The 18,042-nt window shown below is 41.5% G+C and carries 16 protein-coding genes and 2 pseudogenes; 5 read left to right on the top strand and 13 right to left on the bottom strand.

Annotated features, from left to right (window positions below; all coding sequences use genetic code 11):
• Positions 1-114: 114 nt before the first annotated feature.
• From ACTHRG_RS15365 to ACTHRG_RS15350, 4 genes are all read right to left on the bottom strand, one after another.
• Positions 115-459, bottom strand: coding sequence for a fasciclin domain-containing protein (locus tag ACTHRG_RS15365; RefSeq protein WP_440231559.1), 345 nt, complete (start codon positions 457-459; stop codon positions 115-117).
• Positions 460-945: 486 nt separating this feature from the next.
• Positions 946-1,407: a (2Fe-2S)-binding protein gene (locus tag ACTHRG_RS15360; RefSeq protein WP_440231567.1), complete on the bottom strand. Its 462-nt coding sequence runs from the start codon at positions 1,405-1,407 to the stop codon at positions 946-948.
• Positions 1,408-1,411: 4 nt separating this feature from the next.
• Positions 1,412-2,260, bottom strand: coding sequence for an FAD binding domain-containing protein (locus ACTHRG_RS15355; RefSeq protein WP_440231558.1), 849 nt, complete (start codon positions 2,258-2,260; stop codon positions 1,412-1,414).
• On the bottom strand, positions 2,257-4,581 hold the full coding sequence (locus tag ACTHRG_RS15350; protein ID WP_440231557.1) for a xanthine dehydrogenase family protein molybdopterin-binding subunit: 2,325 nt from the start codon (positions 4,579-4,581) through the stop codon (positions 2,257-2,259). Before ACTHRG_RS15350 ends, ACTHRG_RS15355 begins: the two co-directional genes overlap by 4 nt.
• A gap of 174 nt (positions 4,582-4,755) precedes the next feature.
• Between ACTHRG_RS15350 and ACTHRG_RS15345 the strand changes: the two genes are divergently transcribed.
• Positions 4,756-5,154 carry a DUF1259 domain-containing protein gene (locus tag ACTHRG_RS15345; protein ID WP_440231556.1) on the top strand — a complete coding sequence of 133 codons (399 nt, stop codon included), beginning with the start codon at positions 4,756-4,758 and terminating at the stop codon, positions 5,152-5,154.
• A gap of 617 nt (positions 5,155-5,771) precedes the next feature.
• On the opposite strand, the gene ACTHRG_RS15340 is transcribed toward ACTHRG_RS15345, so the two are convergent.
• From ACTHRG_RS15340 to ACTHRG_RS15320, 5 genes and pseudogenes are all read right to left on the bottom strand, one after another.
• Positions 5,772-6,785: a carbohydrate kinase family protein gene (locus ACTHRG_RS15340; protein ID WP_440231555.1), complete on the bottom strand. Its 1,014-nt coding sequence runs from the start codon at positions 6,783-6,785 to the stop codon at positions 5,772-5,774.
• Between the two features lie 10 nt (positions 6,786-6,795).
• Complete coding sequence (locus ACTHRG_RS15335; RefSeq protein ID WP_440231554.1) at positions 6,796-8,286, bottom strand: glycoside hydrolase family 32 protein; 1,491 nt, start codon at positions 8,284-8,286, stop codon at positions 6,796-6,798.
• 55 nt (positions 8,287-8,341) lie between these two features.
• Entirely contained in the window at positions 8,342-9,772 is a 1,431-nt protein-coding gene (locus ACTHRG_RS15330) for a PTS transporter subunit EIIC (protein ID WP_440231553.1), read from the bottom strand.
• Between the two features lie 226 nt (positions 9,773-9,998).
• Positions 9,999-10,982 carry a LacI family DNA-binding transcriptional regulator gene (locus ACTHRG_RS15325; RefSeq protein WP_440231552.1) on the bottom strand — a complete coding sequence of 328 codons (984 nt, stop codon included), beginning with the start codon at positions 10,980-10,982 and terminating at the stop codon, positions 9,999-10,001.
• A gap of 488 nt (positions 10,983-11,470) precedes the next feature.
• Positions 11,471-11,611, bottom strand: a pseudogene (locus ACTHRG_RS15320) (multicopper oxidase domain-containing protein); the annotation flags it as partial.
• A 213-nt stretch (positions 11,612-11,824) separates the two neighbouring features.
• On the opposite strand from ACTHRG_RS15320, the gene ACTHRG_RS15315 reads away from it, so the two are divergent.
• Positions 11,825-12,535, top strand: coding sequence for a nucleotidyltransferase domain-containing protein (locus ACTHRG_RS15315; protein WP_440231565.1), 711 nt, complete (start codon positions 11,825-11,827; stop codon positions 12,533-12,535).
• Between the two features lie 116 nt (positions 12,536-12,651).
• On the opposite strand, the gene ACTHRG_RS15310 is transcribed toward ACTHRG_RS15315, so the two are convergent.
• Together ACTHRG_RS15310 and ACTHRG_RS15305 are read right to left on the bottom strand one after the other, a co-directional pair.
• Complete coding sequence (locus ACTHRG_RS15310) at positions 12,652-12,942, bottom strand: hypothetical protein (RefSeq protein ID WP_440231551.1); 291 nt, start codon at positions 12,940-12,942, stop codon at positions 12,652-12,654.
• Positions 12,943-13,865: 923 nt separating this feature from the next.
• Complete coding sequence (locus tag ACTHRG_RS15305) at positions 13,866-14,183, bottom strand: YciI family protein (protein WP_440231550.1); 318 nt, start codon at positions 14,181-14,183, stop codon at positions 13,866-13,868.
• A 426-nt stretch (positions 14,184-14,609) separates the two neighbouring features.
• Between ACTHRG_RS15305 and ACTHRG_RS15300 the strand changes: the two genes are divergently transcribed.
• The 3 genes from ACTHRG_RS15300 to ACTHRG_RS15290 all read left to right on the top strand — a co-directional run bounded on the left by ACTHRG_RS15300 (position 14,610) and on the right by ACTHRG_RS15290 (position 16,964).
• Positions 14,610-14,831: a hypothetical protein gene (locus ACTHRG_RS15300; protein ID WP_440231549.1), complete on the top strand. Its 222-nt coding sequence runs from the start codon at positions 14,610-14,612 to the stop codon at positions 14,829-14,831.
• Positions 14,832-15,115: 284 nt separating this feature from the next.
• Positions 15,116-15,259: a hypothetical protein gene (locus tag ACTHRG_RS15295; RefSeq protein ID WP_440231548.1), complete on the top strand. Its 144-nt coding sequence runs from the start codon at positions 15,116-15,118 to the stop codon at positions 15,257-15,259.
• 985 nt (positions 15,260-16,244) lie between these two features.
• The gene (locus ACTHRG_RS15290) at positions 16,245-16,964 is read left to right on the top strand and encodes a GerAB/ArcD/ProY family transporter (RefSeq protein WP_440231564.1); all 720 of its coding nucleotides are present in this window, start codon (positions 16,245-16,247) and stop codon (positions 16,962-16,964) included.
• Here ACTHRG_RS15290 and ACTHRG_RS15285 read toward each other — a convergent pair.
• Positions 16,917-17,203, bottom strand: a pseudogene (locus ACTHRG_RS15285) (EamA family transporter); the annotation flags it as partial. The gene ACTHRG_RS15290 and the pseudogene ACTHRG_RS15285 sit on opposite strands and share 48 nt — an antisense overlap.
• Positions 17,204-17,271: 68 nt before the next feature.
• The gene (locus ACTHRG_RS15280) at positions 17,272-18,039 is read right to left on the bottom strand and encodes an SDR family oxidoreductase (RefSeq protein ID WP_440231547.1); all 768 of its coding nucleotides are present in this window, start codon (positions 18,037-18,039) and stop codon (positions 17,272-17,274) included.
• Positions 18,040-18,042 lie beyond the last annotated feature (3 nt).

The following is an 18,042-nucleotide window of genomic DNA, read 5'->3' as shown; positions in this document are numbered from 1 at the left end:
GCTAATGGTTCGCATATCCCAACGCCCATAGCGGACTTTCACCGCCAAGTTAATGAACATGCCTGGCACACAAAAAGACTGAAACCCCGAGGGAATTTCAGTCACTTCTCATAACTATTTCGGCAATAATACGCGATCAATGACATGAATTACACCATTGGAAGCAGCAATGTCAGGTGTTACCACAGTGGCATCATTGACTTTAACAGGGTTAAGGGAGATTGTCACTTCTTTTTCTGCGAGAGTTTTTGCCTTCATTCCATCCTTCAAATCAGAAGACATGACTTTACCCTGAACCACGTGATAAAGCAAAATATTCTTCAGATCCTTCCTTGCCAATAACTGTTCTGCAGTAATGTTCAATTCCGTCAGGAGCTTGTTGAAAGCAGCATCTGTTGGAGCAAAAACTGTGAATGGCCCATCACCTTTAAGCGTTTCAACCAGCCCCGCTTTCTCCAAAGCAGCCGCCAGGATCTTAAAATCCCCAGCTTGTACAGCAGTATCAACGGATGTCTTTCTTAGTACCAGTGTTTTCTGCAGCTGATGCCAGTCCAGAGAAGGACAGCAGCATCATAAAAACCATGGAAATGACAGCTAATTTTTTCATTTGAAATTCCTCCTTTTTCAAAAATGGTTTACACAAATCAACTATGTACACTCCAAACTTTATTATTTGTTTGATTGTAAGTTTTATCCATATCGGAATAAATTTTTATAAGATTAATTTGTTTTAGGTTCATACAAAATAGGCGTGCCCTTCTTTTTTAGGGAACGCCTTATTCTTTCATTGAACTTGTTTTGGTCTTAGACATCTTATAGATGACAAAGGCATCGTTATTCTTAGTGACTTTTAATGCTCTCTTTTTAGCCTTCAGTAATGGAGCTGTAGTAATCGTTCATAACAAACAGCTGGCATTAGCACGCTTTCATTCTCACTATAAAACATTAATTATTTTTTCTGGAAATCTCTATCGCTGTTTTAACAGCTTCCTTTATTTCCTGATATCCTGTACACCTGCAAATATTCGACTCCAGCCATTCGGTTATTTCTTCATCAGAAGGATTGGTGCGATTCAGCAATAGGGAATGGCAGTTCATGATGAAGCCGGGAGTGCAGTATCCGCATTGAAAGGCAAAGTGTTCAATAAAGGCGCCCTGGATCGGTTCCTGTATCCCTTCAATGGTGGTGATGTCTTTGCCGATTGTTTCAATGGCCAGAACCAGACATGACTTCTGGGCTATTCCGTCAATAATGACCGTACATGCACCGCAGTCTCCATTTAGGCAGCCTGGTTTCGCGCCTGTTAAACCAAGCGTGCTGCGCAGCACTCCTAACAGAAGTTCTGCATTTCGAAAGGAAACTCTTTTTTCCTCCCCATTTACTGACAATATAACATTTGTGTTCAAGGAGCTAGATTCCTTCACCAGTCTCTCCCCCTAATTTTTCAGCTATATCCGAAAGGATGTTCCTCAGAACAAATAACCGGTATTCCGAAGAACCTTCGGAGTCATCCAGAACCTGCACATTAAGGCTGCGGACGGCCTCTGCCAATCTTTCTTCCATTCCAGCCCCCCTGCTCCCGAGAGCTTCTTCTAGCTGGAAAGCACGGAAAGGAAAATCAGTAAGGCCGCTGATTGCGATTCGGATCCTGCCTTCAGCCTTGACAGCAGCAGCGGTAAGCAGCGGATAGCCCGTATCCCACTGGCGCCTCCTTTTGATGCTTTCAAACGGGACATGAAGATACTTTTTATGTGTTTTTATGCCCACAAGGAATTCTCCGGGCTTTAACATAAGACGGCCTTTAAAAATATCTTGAATCGGAACGTTTCGAATGCCTCTACTATGCGCTATCATCATTTCACTGTCGGTTAAAAGGAATGGCAATACGGCTTCACGGTAAAATGTCTGCCCACAGATATTTCCTCCTGCCGTTATTTTATTTCTCGCTGTCCGGTCAGCTATTTCACTCACGGTTTTGCTTAAGAGCGGGAAGAGATTGATTTCCTCTATTTCGGTTAAGCGCAGGGAGGCTCCTGTAAACAAATGATCTCCTTTAAAACCGAAAGTATTGCACTCAGGAATACCTTTAATATCAATAACGGCACCTGTTTTCACCTCATTTAGCCGGCCAAGTGTAATGATTTCCGTTCCTCCTGCAAAAATGACAGGTTCCTTCCCTGATTCAAGCAGCTCCTTATATAAATTGGCCGCTTCTTTTAAGGCTGCTGGTCTATAATACTCAAAATCAAAAGGAATCAAAGCGGTTTCGCCTCCTTTACTTTCCAGATATATTCCGGAGTTAAAGGCAGCTGATTTAAATCCATACCTGAAGCAGTGGTTAAACAATTAGCAAGCGCGCCGGGCATTCCCAGAATGCCATGTTCACCAACACCCCTTGCTCCATAAGGGGCATCCTTCTGCTGAGTTTCAATGAAGTCTGCAATATATTCGGGGTTTTCCCCATAATGGATTGGCCTGTAAGTCCGCAGCTGCGGATTGATGACTCTTCCCAGTTCATCAAAGATGAAGCTTTCTCTCCCCGCATAGGCAAGCCCCATGCTCATAGCTCCCATTACTTGCCCTTTCGCCATTTTAGGATGAAGAACTTTTCCAACATCCACTACAGAAACCGCTTTTATTAGACGATAAGTATAATCCCGTTTATCATACTCTACCTCTATAAGGTGTGCCGCGACGGTCCACTCAGGACCAGGCTTGCCCACACCGGTTCCCGGATTCAGATAAGTCATCCTCCTTAAAGTGTAGGAACCATACCCAATAATCTGTCCCCCTATCGTGTTGCCATTCGGGAAAGTAAAACCGTAAACGACGTCCTTAAGATCTAGCTCTGTCTCAGGTTCATCTCTAAGGAACACTCTTCCGTTAGCCACGTCAAGCTCCTCTGGGGCAGTACGCAATACACATGAAGCAACAGCTTTGATTTGCCGAATTACATCTTCAGCTGCCCGCAAAACAGCATTCCCGGCCATAAATACTCCGCGGCTTGCGACCGTTTTCCAATGCTCCGGAGTGGAACGGGTATCAATTTCCATTTTCACATGTATTTGATCCATGTTCATTTTCATGCGCTCAGCCAGGATCTGCGCCAGGACCGTTTTGGTGCCGGTTCCGATTTCCACCACACCGGACATCAGATTCATGCTCCCGTCAGAATTAAAGGTTAATAGAACACCGGAGCTTGCATTCGTATCAATGGTGGAGGTCTTCCAGCTGCAGGAAATTCCCTTCACACGCACCCTTCGCTTATCCAGTACCTGAACTGCACCCTCATCCCACTTCACAATCTCCTTCAGGCGTTCGATGCATGCCGGCAAATTTCCGAGATTACTAGTATTTAATGGCACCTGTGTCGGTGTTGTATGCCCTGGCAATATGGCGTTTCTTTCTCTGAATTCGAGCGGATCGAGCTGCAACTTACGTGCAAGAATATCCATTGTCCGCTCAAATGCAAACAGCACCTCGGAATGGCCAAATCCGCGGTAAGGGCTGCCATATGGATGATTGGTATAGACACAGAATGAATTGCACCACACATGTTCAATATGATAGGGCCCGGTACAGTCTGCCCCTCCGGCACGGCTGACATCAATGGCTTTATCAGAATAAGCTCCGCCATCGAAAAGATAAATCATCTCTGCCGGTTTTAGAATTCCTTCCCTGGTACAGCCTAATTTGATTTTGGCCTCGAGACCGACATGGCATGGTGCTGTTATTAAATCTTCTTCTCTGGAGTAGGTAAGCTTCACCTTCTTCCCTCCGACTGCCCGAGATGCAATAAAGGCAAGAATTTCCCATTGAATGGCTGCCTTTCCTCCATATCCGCCGCCAACAAAGGGGGTCTCAACGATGACTTTGCCTGTATCTAGCTGAAAGTAAGTACTTAACAATTTCTTGACCATGAAGGGTGCCTGAGAAGAACTCATGATATGAACATACCCATCCGGCTTGATTTCTGCAGAAGCACTTCGTGTCTCCATCGCTGCATGATCAGAAGGAGAAAACCTGAAAGATTCCTCAACTATGACCTCACTCTGTATCCAGCCATCTTCTATACTTCCTTTACGGATTTTGGTAATGTGGGAAATATTCGAATTGGGCACTGGGTATGCAGCACCTAACTTATCATATGAACTTAAATTTTCATGCAATAGCGGGGCATTCTTTTTCAGGGCTTGGGAAGGAGAATGGACAACGGGGAGAAGCTCATATGTAACATCAATTAAAGTGGCAGCTTGTTGGGCAATGAAGGGCTGATCAGCGACAACCAGGGCGACAGGCTCTCCGTGGCAGCGGACCTTTTCGAACGCAAGGGGCGGCCGGTCTCTGATTTCTTCACCAGTTAAAGGCAGATCTTTGCTCCCAATTATAATCGCTCTAACTCCTGGAACCTTTCTGGCTTTTGAAAGGTCAATGGAAACAATTCGGGCATGGGCATACTTGCTGATGACCATTTTCACATGAAGCGCATGATCTCCACGTTCATCTGCCGTATACTTGGCCCTTCCCGTCACCTTGTCGTTTGCTTCCTTGCGAATTACATTTTCTCCGATAATATTCATAAAATTCCACCTCCCGGGAACACCCTTTATCAATATATTGTAGAGATGGAGCTGTTCATTCCTAATTTCTCCAGGAGTTGAATATGATTTTTCAGGAAGTCCACCCAGCTTTTAAGTCATAAAAAAAGCAGATATTCATAGTTTCTATATAAAAAGGTAAGGTGGTCATTCAGCGTGAACGGATACCAGACTTTGTGCCATCAGTACGCCCATATATTAAAGGGAAAAATGACGCTTGAAAATGGAGTATGCTCTGTGGAGATAAAACGGAACCTAAACGTTGCCATTCAGGGACGGCCAAGCAAAGGGGAACTGGGGGCCGCGCTTTCGTTTGAGTCTTTGGACCATCAAGGAAATGCACTTAACCTTGGTGAAACTGTTCTTCTGGAAGAGGAAATTCCTCTTTTAACACAGATGTTAGTCAAAAACGGAGTCATCATTAGTGCCCTGCACAACCACTGGCTGTTCGCTAAGCCCCACATCCTTTACATTCACTTTCAATCAGTTGAGCCTCCTTTAGCGTTCGCGCAAAAAGCAGCGGAAGCTTTTCATGCCATTAAGATGTACTGTTAGTCTTTCTTCATGCTTTTGGAGGGAAGATAAATGGCAGCAAATAAATGAGCAAACCTGCAAATAGACCAGCCTATCCTGCTAATAGACCAGCAAACCTGCAAATAGATCAGATCAGCCTATCCTGCTAATAGACCAGCAAGCCTGCAAATAGACCAGTCAAACTTGCAAATAGACCAGCCTATCCTGCTAATAGACCAGTGAAACTTGCAAATAGACCAGCAAACCTGCAAATAGATCAGCCTATCCTGCTAATAGACCAGTCAAACTTGCAAATAGACCAGCAAACCTGCAAATAGATCAGATCAGCCTATCCTGCTAATAGACCAGTCAAACTTACAAATAGACCAGCCAACCTGCAAATAGACCAGCCCATCCTGCAATAGACAGTCAAACCTAAATAGACCAGCCCATCCTGCAAAATAGACCCGACAAACCTGCAAATAGACCAGCTAATCCTGCAAATAGACCAGCTAATCCTGCAAATAGACCAGCTAATCCTGCAAATAGATCAGCCCAACTTGCAAGTAGACCAGCCCATCCTGCAAATAGAGTCCTCGAATCCGGGCTTTGAAAAGCTTGAAAAAAATGAGTGGAAGCAAGCAGCTTCCACTCATTTTTTATTTTTCTGCTATCCCAGACGCTTTATCACCATCAATGTTAAATGCCTTCTGTGAAAGCTCCAGAACCGTCTCTTTATCCGGCAAAGCAGAAATCGCACCCAAACCGGCGGCAGTGAGAGCTCCGCTTGCATTAGCAAACAGCAAAAAGTCTGCATGCTTTTCTCTTAATATACTTAATACATTTTCAGGGTTTGAGTTAGTTTCCAGAAGCTTAAATAAAAATCCGCCAATAAAAGCATCTCCTGCCCCTGTGGTATCCTGGACATCTACTGTGAATCCCGAAGACTCCCATTTATCAGCTTGTGTATATAATTCGGCTCCATCCGCGCCCTTCGTATAGACCACAGCCTGAACATCTCCCTTGAATAGTGAAGCAATCGCTTCAGCCTCATCACTGATTCCGGTGATGAATTCCAGTTCTTCATCCGAAACCTTCAAAATATGAGCATGGGGCAAAAATTCAAGAATGGCAGCCCGGCAATCCTCTGGACTCTCCCATAACGGCAGTCTTACATTCGGATCAAAGCTGACTAGGCCGCCCTTTTTCTTCATTATTTCCACAGCTCTCTTATGGGCTATTTTCATTGGGCTATCGACCAGGTCAACCGAGCAGAAGTGCAGGATATCCCCTTCACCAAACCACTCTTCCTGCAGCTCCGATTCTTCAAAGAGCAAATCTGCAGAGGGTTTCCGGTAGAAAGAGAAATCACGCTCACCGTTTTCTTTCAGCGATACAAAAGCAAGTCCTGTATTGGCTTCGTTGGTCCTGAGTATCTTGTCTGTCTCTACCCCGGCATTTTGAAGCTGTTCAATCAGAAAATCGCCAAATGCATCAGAACCGAGCTTTGTAATCATAGATGCATTGTGTCCAAACTTTGCCACGGCCGCAGCAACATTAGCCGGTGCACCGCCTGGAGCCCGCTCAAAAGCGGTGACATCCTTTAATGCAGCCCCCTTATCGAGCGGGATAAAATCTATTAATACTTCACCAATCGAGTATAATTTCGTCATGTTCTCACCCTTAACGTGTAATGCCTTGCTTTAACTCTTGCTTTGTATAAGTGCAGCTGACTTTTTTGTCACTGAACAGTTTGATTCCGTCCGCCCCTTTTTCAGGAAAGACCCTTGCCGTGAATACAGCTTCCCCATCATTGATAAAAATCTCAGCTATACTGTGGTCAACAAACACCTGAACTCTTACAGAAGAATCGATTTTCAGTTCAGAGCTTCTTACAAAACCGTATTCCCCGCCAAATGAGGATGCAAATTTTTCCCGGTTCAGACTCACAGCTTGTGAGCTGCGGTCAAACTCAAGCACTAAACCCTCTTTTTCAGAAGCAAACAGCTCAATCCCAAATACATCAGCATCTACTGTATCAAAATTAAATTCGAGCTCGTGCTGCCCGATTCCTTCATCAATTATCAGGCTTCCCGACTCAATGGTCACGCTGCTCGTTTCCGACTTTACGCGAAGCTGCTTCAGCATTTCTGCCGGTCTTTGAGCAAGCTTCCCATCGACAAGACACAGCTCACGCGGAATGGACAGGCAATGCGCCCAATCCTCTTTATCACTCGGATAATCGATTTCACCCATGCCGGCCCATGAAAATAACAGGCGCTCATTTTGTTTGCCGGCAAAAGTTTGCGGAGCGTAAAAATCAAATCCTTTTTCAAGCTCCTGGAAATGCTCAGGCTCAAATGAAAGAGCTTCTGCATCTAAATGGCCCACTGCATACATGACATTATATAGATTATGGTAATCATGCCCTTCAGGCTTTAACCCTTGCGGAGAGAAAATCAGCACATCTTTGCCGTCGAGCTCGAAATAATCCGGACACTCCAGCATATATACCGAATCAGGAAAATCAATGTGCAGATCCAGCTCCCCTTTAAATGACCAGTCAATGGCATTATCAGATTCATAGACAATGATGGCGCCTGTCAGGTTTTCCCGCTGTGCACCAAGCAGCATATAGTAGCGTCCGTTCTTTTCAAACACCTTTGGATCGCGGACATGCCCCGTATAGCCCTGCGGAACCCCTTCAATAATCGGGTTGTTTTCATATTTTTGAATCTTCCCTTCCTGGTCCATGATCGCCAGGCACTGATTCGCCGATCTTTCCTCTGCACTGTATTTGATATTGCCTGTGTAATACAAATAGAGCATTCCGTCCACCTCAAGAGAAGCACCGGAATAGGCACCATGAGACTCATAATCCTCCACCGGCACCAATGCAGCCGGAAGCCGCTCCCAGTTCACAAGGTCCGCTGATTTCACGTGGGCCCAATGCTTCATGCCGTGCATTGCACCAAATGGGTACCACTGATAAAAGACGTGGAATTCACCGTTGAAATAAGCAAGCCCATTAGGGTCATTAATTAAACCGTACTGCGGGTGTATATGGTAGGCCGGCTTCCATGCGGATTCTGCGGATTTTTCTCGGAGCCTTTCCAGTTCATTCTCTTTTGCTTCATATAACGTTCGATACTTCTCTTCTGTATATCTCTCCATACTAAGTCCTCTCCTGTAAAAATAGAGAAGAGAGGAATTTCTCCCTCCCATTCTATTAATCTAAGTTTGGTTTTTTCACTTTAAAGTACACAACCGTCAGAATCGCTCCTACTGCTAAGGCCAGTACATTGGCGATAATGTAGTTGATATGTCCGTTTCCTTGTGCCGCCACAATCGCGAAACCAGGCAGTGCAGTCGCACCAAAGCCTAATGCCTTAATACCTGTCATGTATACATACGCTCCGCCGATGGCACCGCCAATACAGCCCATAGCGAGCGGAAATCTATATTTCACGTTAACCCCAAACAGTGCAGGTTCAGAGATTCCGAATAAAGTCGAACCAAACGCTGAAATGCCAATCTGTTTGGCTTTATCATTTTTCCATAGAGCCAAAGTGTACCCAAGGACTGCTCCACCCTGTCCCATTAAAGCAACCGACATCAGCGGCATAATGAAGTTCGATCCTGTGTCAGCAATCAACTGTGCTTCAACTGCTCCAATGACGTGATGAAGGCCGGTAATAACAATCACCTGCTGGATTCCCGCAAACAGCATGAACCCGACAATCCCTAAGTTATCGACACTCCACATCAGACCCGCGGTAATGCCATCTGATAAGAGACGGCCAAATGGGCCAATAGCCGAGAATAATAGAAAACCAGAAACGACAATCGTTAGAAAAGGCGCAAGGAAAAGCTTAATAATATCCGGAACTTTTCTGCTGAAAAATTGGTCAAGCTTAGCCACAACAAGTCCCATTAACAATGCAATGATAATCCCGCCCTGGAATGCAACAAGTGAAACCTTTAAGCCGAATAAACTGATGACTTCCGGCTCAACCGTTCCGTTTCCAACTAAATAAGCGTTTGCAAGATCGGGGTGAAGCATAATCGCACCAAGCACTAACCCTAGAACCGGGTTGCCGCCAAAACGCTTTGTCGCTGAATACACAACAAGCAATGGCAGAATCGTAAAGATCCCGGTTGACATGATACTGATAAAGCGATTAAAGCCAGCAATGGCCGGATACATTTCAACCACCGACTGTTCGCCGAAAATTCCTTCCTGGCTGAGAAGTCCTGTAACCCCCATCAAAAGCGCAGCGGCTAATAAGCCTGGAATGATTTCAACAAACACATCAGATAAAGCCTTGATCCCTTTTTGAAAAGCATTCTGTTTCTGGGCAGATTGCTCTTTTACGTCGCCAAGTGACATTCCTGAAATGCCTGCTTCTTCTGTGAAGACAGCATATACATCATTAACTGTACCTGCCCCAAAGATAATCTGCAGCTGATCTCCAGCTACGAACGAACCTTTCACAAAATCAAGCTCTCCAATGGCCATCGTGTCTGCCAGTGAATTATCTTTCAGAACCAGCCGCAGCCTTGTGGCACAGTGGGCTGCGCCCTGAAGGTTTTCTTTCCCTCCAATTAACTTTAGTAATTCTTGGACTGTAGGCAGGTATTTGGATTTTATGTTTGCCATTTGTCTATTTCCTCCCCTTTATCTAGAAACGGAACCGGTTCCATTTCTGGATAAAAAAATAGTCATGTTTGTTCATTAACTTTTTGGAACCGGTTCCTTTTTAGTTTAAAAAACAACCCGCTTCTCACCCTATATAAGGGTTCGTCGTGCGGGAACCGGTTCCATTAATTTGATTATAGTACAGTTTTCAGTTTTCAACAACCCATTTTTGAAAACGTTATCAGCTTTATATACTTTTCACGCTCTCACCTTCAATAAAATCAAAACCGGAGACCTGCAAGTTGGGGACCTTTTCGCCATTTGTCAATTTGATAATCGTTTCGGCAGCCATGACACCTGTCTCTTCATTTTTAAATCGAATGGTCGTTAGGGCAGGATGAATGACTTCTGAGATGTTGTATCCGCCAAACCCAGCGATTGAAAAATCCTCCGGCACTTTTTTCCCCAGTTTCGTGATAGTCTTCATCGCTCCAAATGCAATTGTGTCAGTAGCACAAATAATGGCTGTCGGAGAGCTTTCCTCGAGCACTTCCTGTGTAACTCTGGCCGCATCCTGCAAATCAAACTGGGATACAAAGGTTTTAACATCAGAGACTCCAGCAGACTTTAAACCCTCCATTATCCCCTGCTTCCGGCGCTGCCCTACGGCTATATCACTTTCCGCTACTCCGATATATGCCACAGCGCGATGCCCTTTTTGTGCAACATACTGGCCCATTTTAAACCCTGCCTGATAATCATCATTAATAATGCAGGTGCAATGATCGACCTCCTGGGCGACGATCAGAACCGGAATTTGAATGGAGTTAATCGTCTCGATATGTTTTTCCGTTACGCCTGTCGCAATCAGAATTATGCCGTCCACTTTTTGGCGGGACAAGCTGATCAGGCTTTCGATTTCACGGTCAACATGCTTGCTTGTACTAATGATCAAGGTGGTATATTCCCGCTTTCTCAGCTCTTCATCAATTGACATCAGCACCGTCGATGTTACATAAGAATCCAGCGTAGGAGCAATGACACCGATAAAGTTCGTTTTCTTAGCCTTCAGGCTTTGTGCAAACGAATTAGGTTCATACTTCGTTTCCTCAATCACCTTTCTGATTTTGGCTTTTGTCTGTTCGCTTACATGGCCGCCATTCAAATACCTGGAAACGGTACTCTTCGCGACTCCAGCAAGCTTTGCTATATCTTTGATCGTTGTATTCATGAAATGTTCACCTTTTTGGATTTAGAATTGCTTATATTATATATGAATAGTTGAAGTAATTATAGAGAGGTGCGTGTGGGAACTATCGTACAGCTGGTAAGATTAGATTTATTCCACGATATTTCAGCTTTCATTACAGTCTTACCGGGATCACTGTTACGACTAACTATCTCACCTGCCGCTGTACCTTACCAAAATCTTTTTTAAAAAGGTATCCTCCGCATTGATTACTTTAGCAGATTAACTTAAAAATCACAGCAGCAACGTTCACAATTACAGGCTTGATTTTTCTATACATTCCCATGACGATTGAAACTCTGTTGGAGAACCTATCATCGTATCCGAAAAATAGCAAACAACTAAAAAACATCATAATCTATTTACATAACCATTAAAATACACTAGGCAAAAATCCGTCCTGAGGGCTGCTTTTTTGAACATAGCTTTATTGAATTCTGACTCGCCTATGGCGAACTTGGTCCATTTTTTTATAATTGATTTACCTGCTCACCATCCTTATCTGTAATAATTAGCGGTCTCATCATATCATGATCCTCGTGTTCAAGAATGTGACAGTGCCATACATACTCTCCAATATAATGCTTAAAGGGAACTAAAATTCTTCTTACCGTATCCTAGGTGTGTTTACGATGGAATAGTATGCATTAACTTTAACAAACTCTTAAATGCCAATAGTACTTTTTGATAAAGTTTTAGTTAATTTTCACTTCTTCAACAGGACAGGATAGTTAAGCAAGGCATGGAATTTAAAGGTATTTTCCTCTAAAATATAGAACAAGTATATGAAATTTTATTAATCGGATGTGAAACCAGTGACAAATTTGAATAAATTACCCCCTATCGAAGCAGCACACCAGTTTGTTAATGCCCATTTTCCGAATTGTAAGGGAGCTTTATTAGCAGGAAGTGTTGTACGGGGTGAAGCAACAGAAAAGTCTGACCTTGATATTGTTATTTTTGATAAAAACAATAGAACATCTTACAGAGAGTCATTAATAGAATATGGCTGGTATATTGAAGTGTTTGTACATACTTTAACCTCTTATAAACAATTTTTTAAAATGGATTATGAAAGAGCGAGACCGTCGATGCCAAGAATGGTTTCAGAAGGGATCGTCCTAAAAGATGATGGGGTAATTGAGTCTATAAGAAAAGAGGCAAATGATTTATTACATAACGGTCCACAAGAATGGTCCGAAGAAACGATAAATACAAAGCGATATTTTCTTTCGGATGCACTCGATGATTTTATAGGTTCTTCTAATAGATCAGAAGAATTATTTATAGCCACTACACTTGCTGAGTTATTAAGTGAATTCGTTTTGAGAACAAACCGTCTATGGATTGGTGCATCTAAATGGGTATATCGTTCATTAAAAGATTATGATGAGGAGTTCGCAAATCAATTTGTAAAGGCTTTTGATATATTTTATAAGACAGGCAACAAAGGCCAAGTTATAGAATTAGCTGATAATGTCCTGCAGCCATTTGGGGGAAAGTTGTTTGATGGTTTTTCTTTAGGAAAAAGATAGATGTAATCTTCAATTGGGGGGAGCGTTAGTTGAAGATGAAAAAATTAAGGGCCTATTATAAGGCCCTTAATTTACATTTGATTAACAGAGCCAAAATAAAAATATGAGTTCGTTTTCTACTTATTCATAAATCCAGGGGGAAAATAATAAGGCGGAACCTTCATCCACCCTCGTTTTCGCATAATTGTTTTTAGAGTTCCACCAAACATAGCCCATTCAAGAAAGAATTCAATCCACATTTTTACTGCATCATTACATAATGCATCTGCTTTTCTCTTTGCACAAAGCTGAGAGGATGTAACGAGCTTAAATGCTAGTCCATTTGTAATTTCATTATCTGTTAACTTAACCCCTAAAGGAACAGCGTTAGGCTCTGATTTCGGTTTTGAAGAAGTTACATCTCGCATGGAATACTCTCCTCTTTCTTTTTTAAAATATTCCTTATTATCGGTAGAAAAATGTATCTTATTCTATTTCAATGGACTTCCAATCTTGATAAGAATCAAAGGGCAATAATTTTTTATGACTTTAACCATTTAGAGCCCAAAAGTGTATAAATCATATAGAATAAGCATCCCTTATGTTTGCTCTTATTCATTAGTGGGGAGGAAAATCATGGGTTGGTTTAGCCGCAGTAATCATTCGTTCCAATTTAGCTTATTTTCTGTAAAACACAAGGAAGCTATTGATCTTTACTTTTGCCAATCATTTTTTTCGTAAATAACCAGCCAGACTGAAATTATTGGTACTTGCGGCACAAACCGAAAGCCCGAGTTTAATTGATTTACCGGGTCCTTATCCATCTATCTTTACATTGGAAATTGTGTTAATTGCCCTAAGCTCTATTACCTGGTTCATTTCGAAAGTGGGTGAAAAACGGGGAACGTTCTCAGATGAATATTGGTCTAGCTAAACAAATTAACACTAGTAAGTTTTTGCATGGGCGTTTAAAGGAAGAATATATAAATTCCTGAATTATAATTAAAAAGAAATGAGTGTTAAAGATGAAAAATTTTCTCCCTGTATTGGCGCACGTCCTGGCAGCCTTTCATACTGCATTTGCAGGAAGAAAATCAGAAAATAAACAAGTTAGGAAACTCTACTTCGCCTTAATGGTCGGCGGCTTTGTATGGTCCCAGTTACAAACTGAATATCTTATATGGAGAATAGAATACCGATCGTTCTTTAAATAAATCACAGGATTAACTACATTAGCACCAAAGGGAAAAGATGATCATCAGTTATTTACATTTACACTAAAAAGCCGCCAGTACTTATACAGACGGCAGAAAACAATCGTTTAACCGGTTTTCAAATTCAGATTGATGTATTATGAGCTTCTTTCCCCATGCAGCTGCATAAAAATGGGTGGCACCTTACAAGGATGAACCTCAATTTTCTCCCATACCTTTCCGGTTACATAAGGTTCTTCATTAAGCCATAGGTCCAGTTCCTCTCTTGATGGATACTCCACCACCATCATGGAGCCAATCATTTTTTCTTCATCATCAAGGATCGCTCCAGCATATAAATGCTCTCCTTCTTTACATCTCTTCTCTACACCTCTCAGATGTTCTTCCCTTGCCTGTAATCTTCTTTCCAAGGCCTTCTCATCAGTGCCGTCATAAGCCGTAATAATAAATTGCATAAATTTATCCCCCTCTGCCTTTTTTCGATACTGCAGCGACTGCTTTTATTTCAACTAATTGATTTTCATAACCCAAAACGGTGACTCCAGTTAAGGTACTGGTATGGTCCAAACGCTTCTCTAGCAGTGTTCCATACAGTCACTAAATCAGAATGATCAGCAAATGCTGCAAGTACCTTCGTATAAGCCTGCATCCTTTACCCAAATAATAACACAATAAAGTGTTTTCTAACGATTATCTCTAAACAGAGAAAACCGTCAGCTAACAGTCAGTTCTTTTCTTTTGAATTTGTATTGGTAGAGTCGGCGCATACATTCATCTGTACAGCTAAGATTAAAAATATATGTATTGTTAGGCACGTATCGGGTTATTTCTATTAGGAACGGTGTATCTGAGCAGAATTTTTCTAATAAGGAGTGTGAATTTTGAAAAATGTTGCCAACAATGTCCATATAGGTGAATTAATAGCTGTCTCCAGCGTTTTTAAATTAAATACTTTTCAAATGATCACATTTCTGGAAAATGGCTTAATGGAAGTATTCGATAACAAGGAAGCTTTTTTTAATAAGTATGGCAATAAGGAAACATATGACGGATTAGATTGGTGCGAGTTAAATAATGGAAGAATCTTTACTATGACGAAATAGAATGGAATAAATCCTGTAGCATACGATAAGGAACGCAGGCATCTTCTGGAGAGTATACGATATTCTCTTTCTATAGGTGGTAATTCTATAAATGCTTATGATAGCAGCTTTTTAAGTGATCGTGCCCTTATCGCAACAGTCATTAATACATAATTATCATGCTTAAAGCAGAAAGTGGTCTTCTTGGCTTTAATGCTCTCCTCACTTTTTTCTCAAATCCTCTGATAAATGAGTGTTTTATTGTAAATTATAAGTTTGTTTAAAAAAATTGAGGAGGGATCTGTATGCAACAGGAGCAACAAGCGAAGAATAATATGACGAAACCTGCCGGAACTGATCCGCAAAAAGTAAAACAAGAAATCCAAAAAGATGTAAGCCGGGGGCAAGGTGCAATGACTTCCAGAGAGGCAGGAGCAATGAGAGATTAGAAGACCACTTCGAGTGGTTTTTTCTCTTTATTTCTTTGCTATTGTGATGAAAATTTAGGTTGCCAAGCAAAATTTTCAAGGAAAGAACAGCCTGTTAAATAGTGTCTATACTATAGGTTTTTGAGTTATTCTAATAACTGACTGTTAAGCTATAAATCATCAATCCAGGAACAGTACTTTTATGTACACCTGAGCGCATAACACGCTCATGGTCATAATAAGCTGGTTATTCTCCATAGCAGACTTTAACACAAACATAGCCGATACAATAATACTCGCAGTTGTCGTCTGGAGTGTCTCCCAGATTACTTCTAGGCACAATTTCTATTTGTGGAAATAATGATTTAAGCTTTCTTCCAGAAGAACAGCTTGACTGATTCTCTTTCGCATCCCCTAACATTACAGCTCACCTCCTTCATAATAGATTATTCAAAAGGAGGGACAGGTGTATAGTTGTTAAACAAGGATATAGAAAAAATATGTTAAGAAATTTTTATTTTTAAGGATCAATCAAGAAAAAGAAGCTCGATTCGCAGTTCCGCACCGCGAATCGAGCTTCTTAAATCTGTTCATTTACCTTCCTTGCTCTTATTGTTCAATAGGAATCGTTGTTTTGACATCCATAGCCTTCCTCTTAATGCTAAACCACGCATTCTTACTCGCCGCTATCAGCCTAAATCCAAGATATCCCATCAGCGGATAAATCGTTCAGACCAATGTGACGAACCAGACAAAGCCAGCATCGAGAGCTGCAGCTCCAAATAGGTGCACACTGGCTTAGTATTTTCTAAAAACCCTTTATAGTTACAGAGATACATGTATCTGGAGTCCTTGAAATTGATTATTTTTCTAGCCGGTACATCTTCTCTGTCTTCAAAAAAGAGTGTACATAAATTAACAAAGCGGAGTTCAAACTATAGAACAGACATTAAAGAATTCAAAGGTGATCGAATGAATCAAAAAGTAATTCAATCCTTGCACATATATTCTGCACATCATTTCTACAGGATTTCTTGTGCACGTGCTCATTCTTCCAATCCTGCTTTCAACAGCGAAACGGGATTCCTGGTTAAGTGTTCTTTTTAGTATAGTACCTATGATTCTCTGGTGCCTGATAATTTTCTATATCTATAAAAAAATGGACCGTCAAAATGACCTCATTACTTTACTGAAAAGAAAAGGGCTGCCTTCCTGGATTTATTCCATTATTGCTTTATTGTTTGGACTATATTTTCTTTTTTCAGCTTTTATCACCCTCAAATTCACGTTTTTTTGGGCCAAAGGTAATTACGCTTTTGAAGTCCCGAATTTAATGATTGTCTTTCTTTTCTCCCTTGTTTGTTTTTATGCATCTGTCAAAGGAATCAGGACGATTAGCGCCATTGCCTTGATTGTCATTCCGATTGTTTCATTCTTTGGCTTTTTTGTCGCAGCAGGGAATATTCCAAACAAGAATTACGAGTTGCTGTTTCCCCTCTATGAAAATGGCATTGAAGGTTTATTTAAAGGAATACTCTGTTCATGTTCAGGCCTGTTTGACATCACTGCTATTTTATTTTTGACTCAATATCTTAAAGACAAACTCAAATTAAGGTGGGTTGTATTAGTTGGAATCATACTTGCCCTGTTAACATTTGGTCCATTAATAGGAGCCATCTCAGAATTTGGCGTAGAGGAAGCGGCCAAAATGAGGAACCCGGCTTAGACCGTCGTCTAATATTGTTTTTCTATTCCATATTTTTTGTCTGTTAACCAAATAAATCCCTACTAAAATGTGACTGCCTCCAATTAAAGTTGATATATCTAATTTTTCATTGGTAAGAGCCAACCAGAAAGCACGCCAAAAAATGGTGCTTGGAATAAAAATGAACTAACCCTACCTGTATCTTCTTTTTGTAAAAGAAAGAACCAAATTGCAAATTGAACTATTGAAGCCATTATTGCTTACCAAATGACCCACTTCTTAATAAGCTAAATGCTTTAGCTAATTTAACTAACTCCTTCCACTTTCTTTACTGCATAACAAGGCCACCGTCTACATAAAGTGTCTGCCCTGTCATAAATTTGCTCCAATCTGAAGCTAAAAATAAGACCGGCCCCTCAATATCACTTGGTGAAGCAAGCCGTCTTAATGGTGTTTGGGAAATAATCATCTCCTTTACTTCCTCTTTTGTATCACGGCTTGCATCTGTTGGATAGACTAATCCTGGCGCTACACAGTTGACTCTAATTCCAAAAGACCCCAGTTCTGCAGCCAAATTTCTACTATAACCTACAACAGCACTTTTAGCGGTTGTGTAGTCAGGGTATGGTACAATCGGCCTTTCTACTAAATTACTAACCATATTGATAATGCTTCCTTGAACTCGCTTTTTCATAGCTGGAATAACAGCCTGGCAAAGGTAATGAGTAGAACGAAGTGTACCATCCATTTGCTCCTGATAATCCTCCCAAGTGAGTTGCCAGGCTAATTTTCGTTGATCTGGATTAAAAGTGTATGGTCTAAAAGCGTTATTTACGACCACATCAATTTTTCCTGTTTCTAATAAGATTTCATCAACCATATCCTTTACAGCGTGCTCCTGCGTTACATCAGCTTGAATGGCCCAAGAATCTCCACCAAGTTCAATACAAGCTGAAACAACCTCTTCAGCTGCTGATTGGTTTTTTACATAATTAACGACAACAGTAGCACCTTCTTTGGCAAAACCTTTTGCAAGGGATGCCCCGATTCCACGACTTGATCCTGTGACAAGCATAACTTTGTTTTGAAATTTCATTCC

Source organism: Cytobacillus sp. SAFR-174 (assembly GCF_051964675.1).
Taxonomy (GTDB): Bacteria; Bacillota; Bacilli; order Bacillales; family Cytobacillaceae; genus Cytobacillus.
This window is presented reverse-complemented; position numbering and strand designations above follow the sequence as displayed.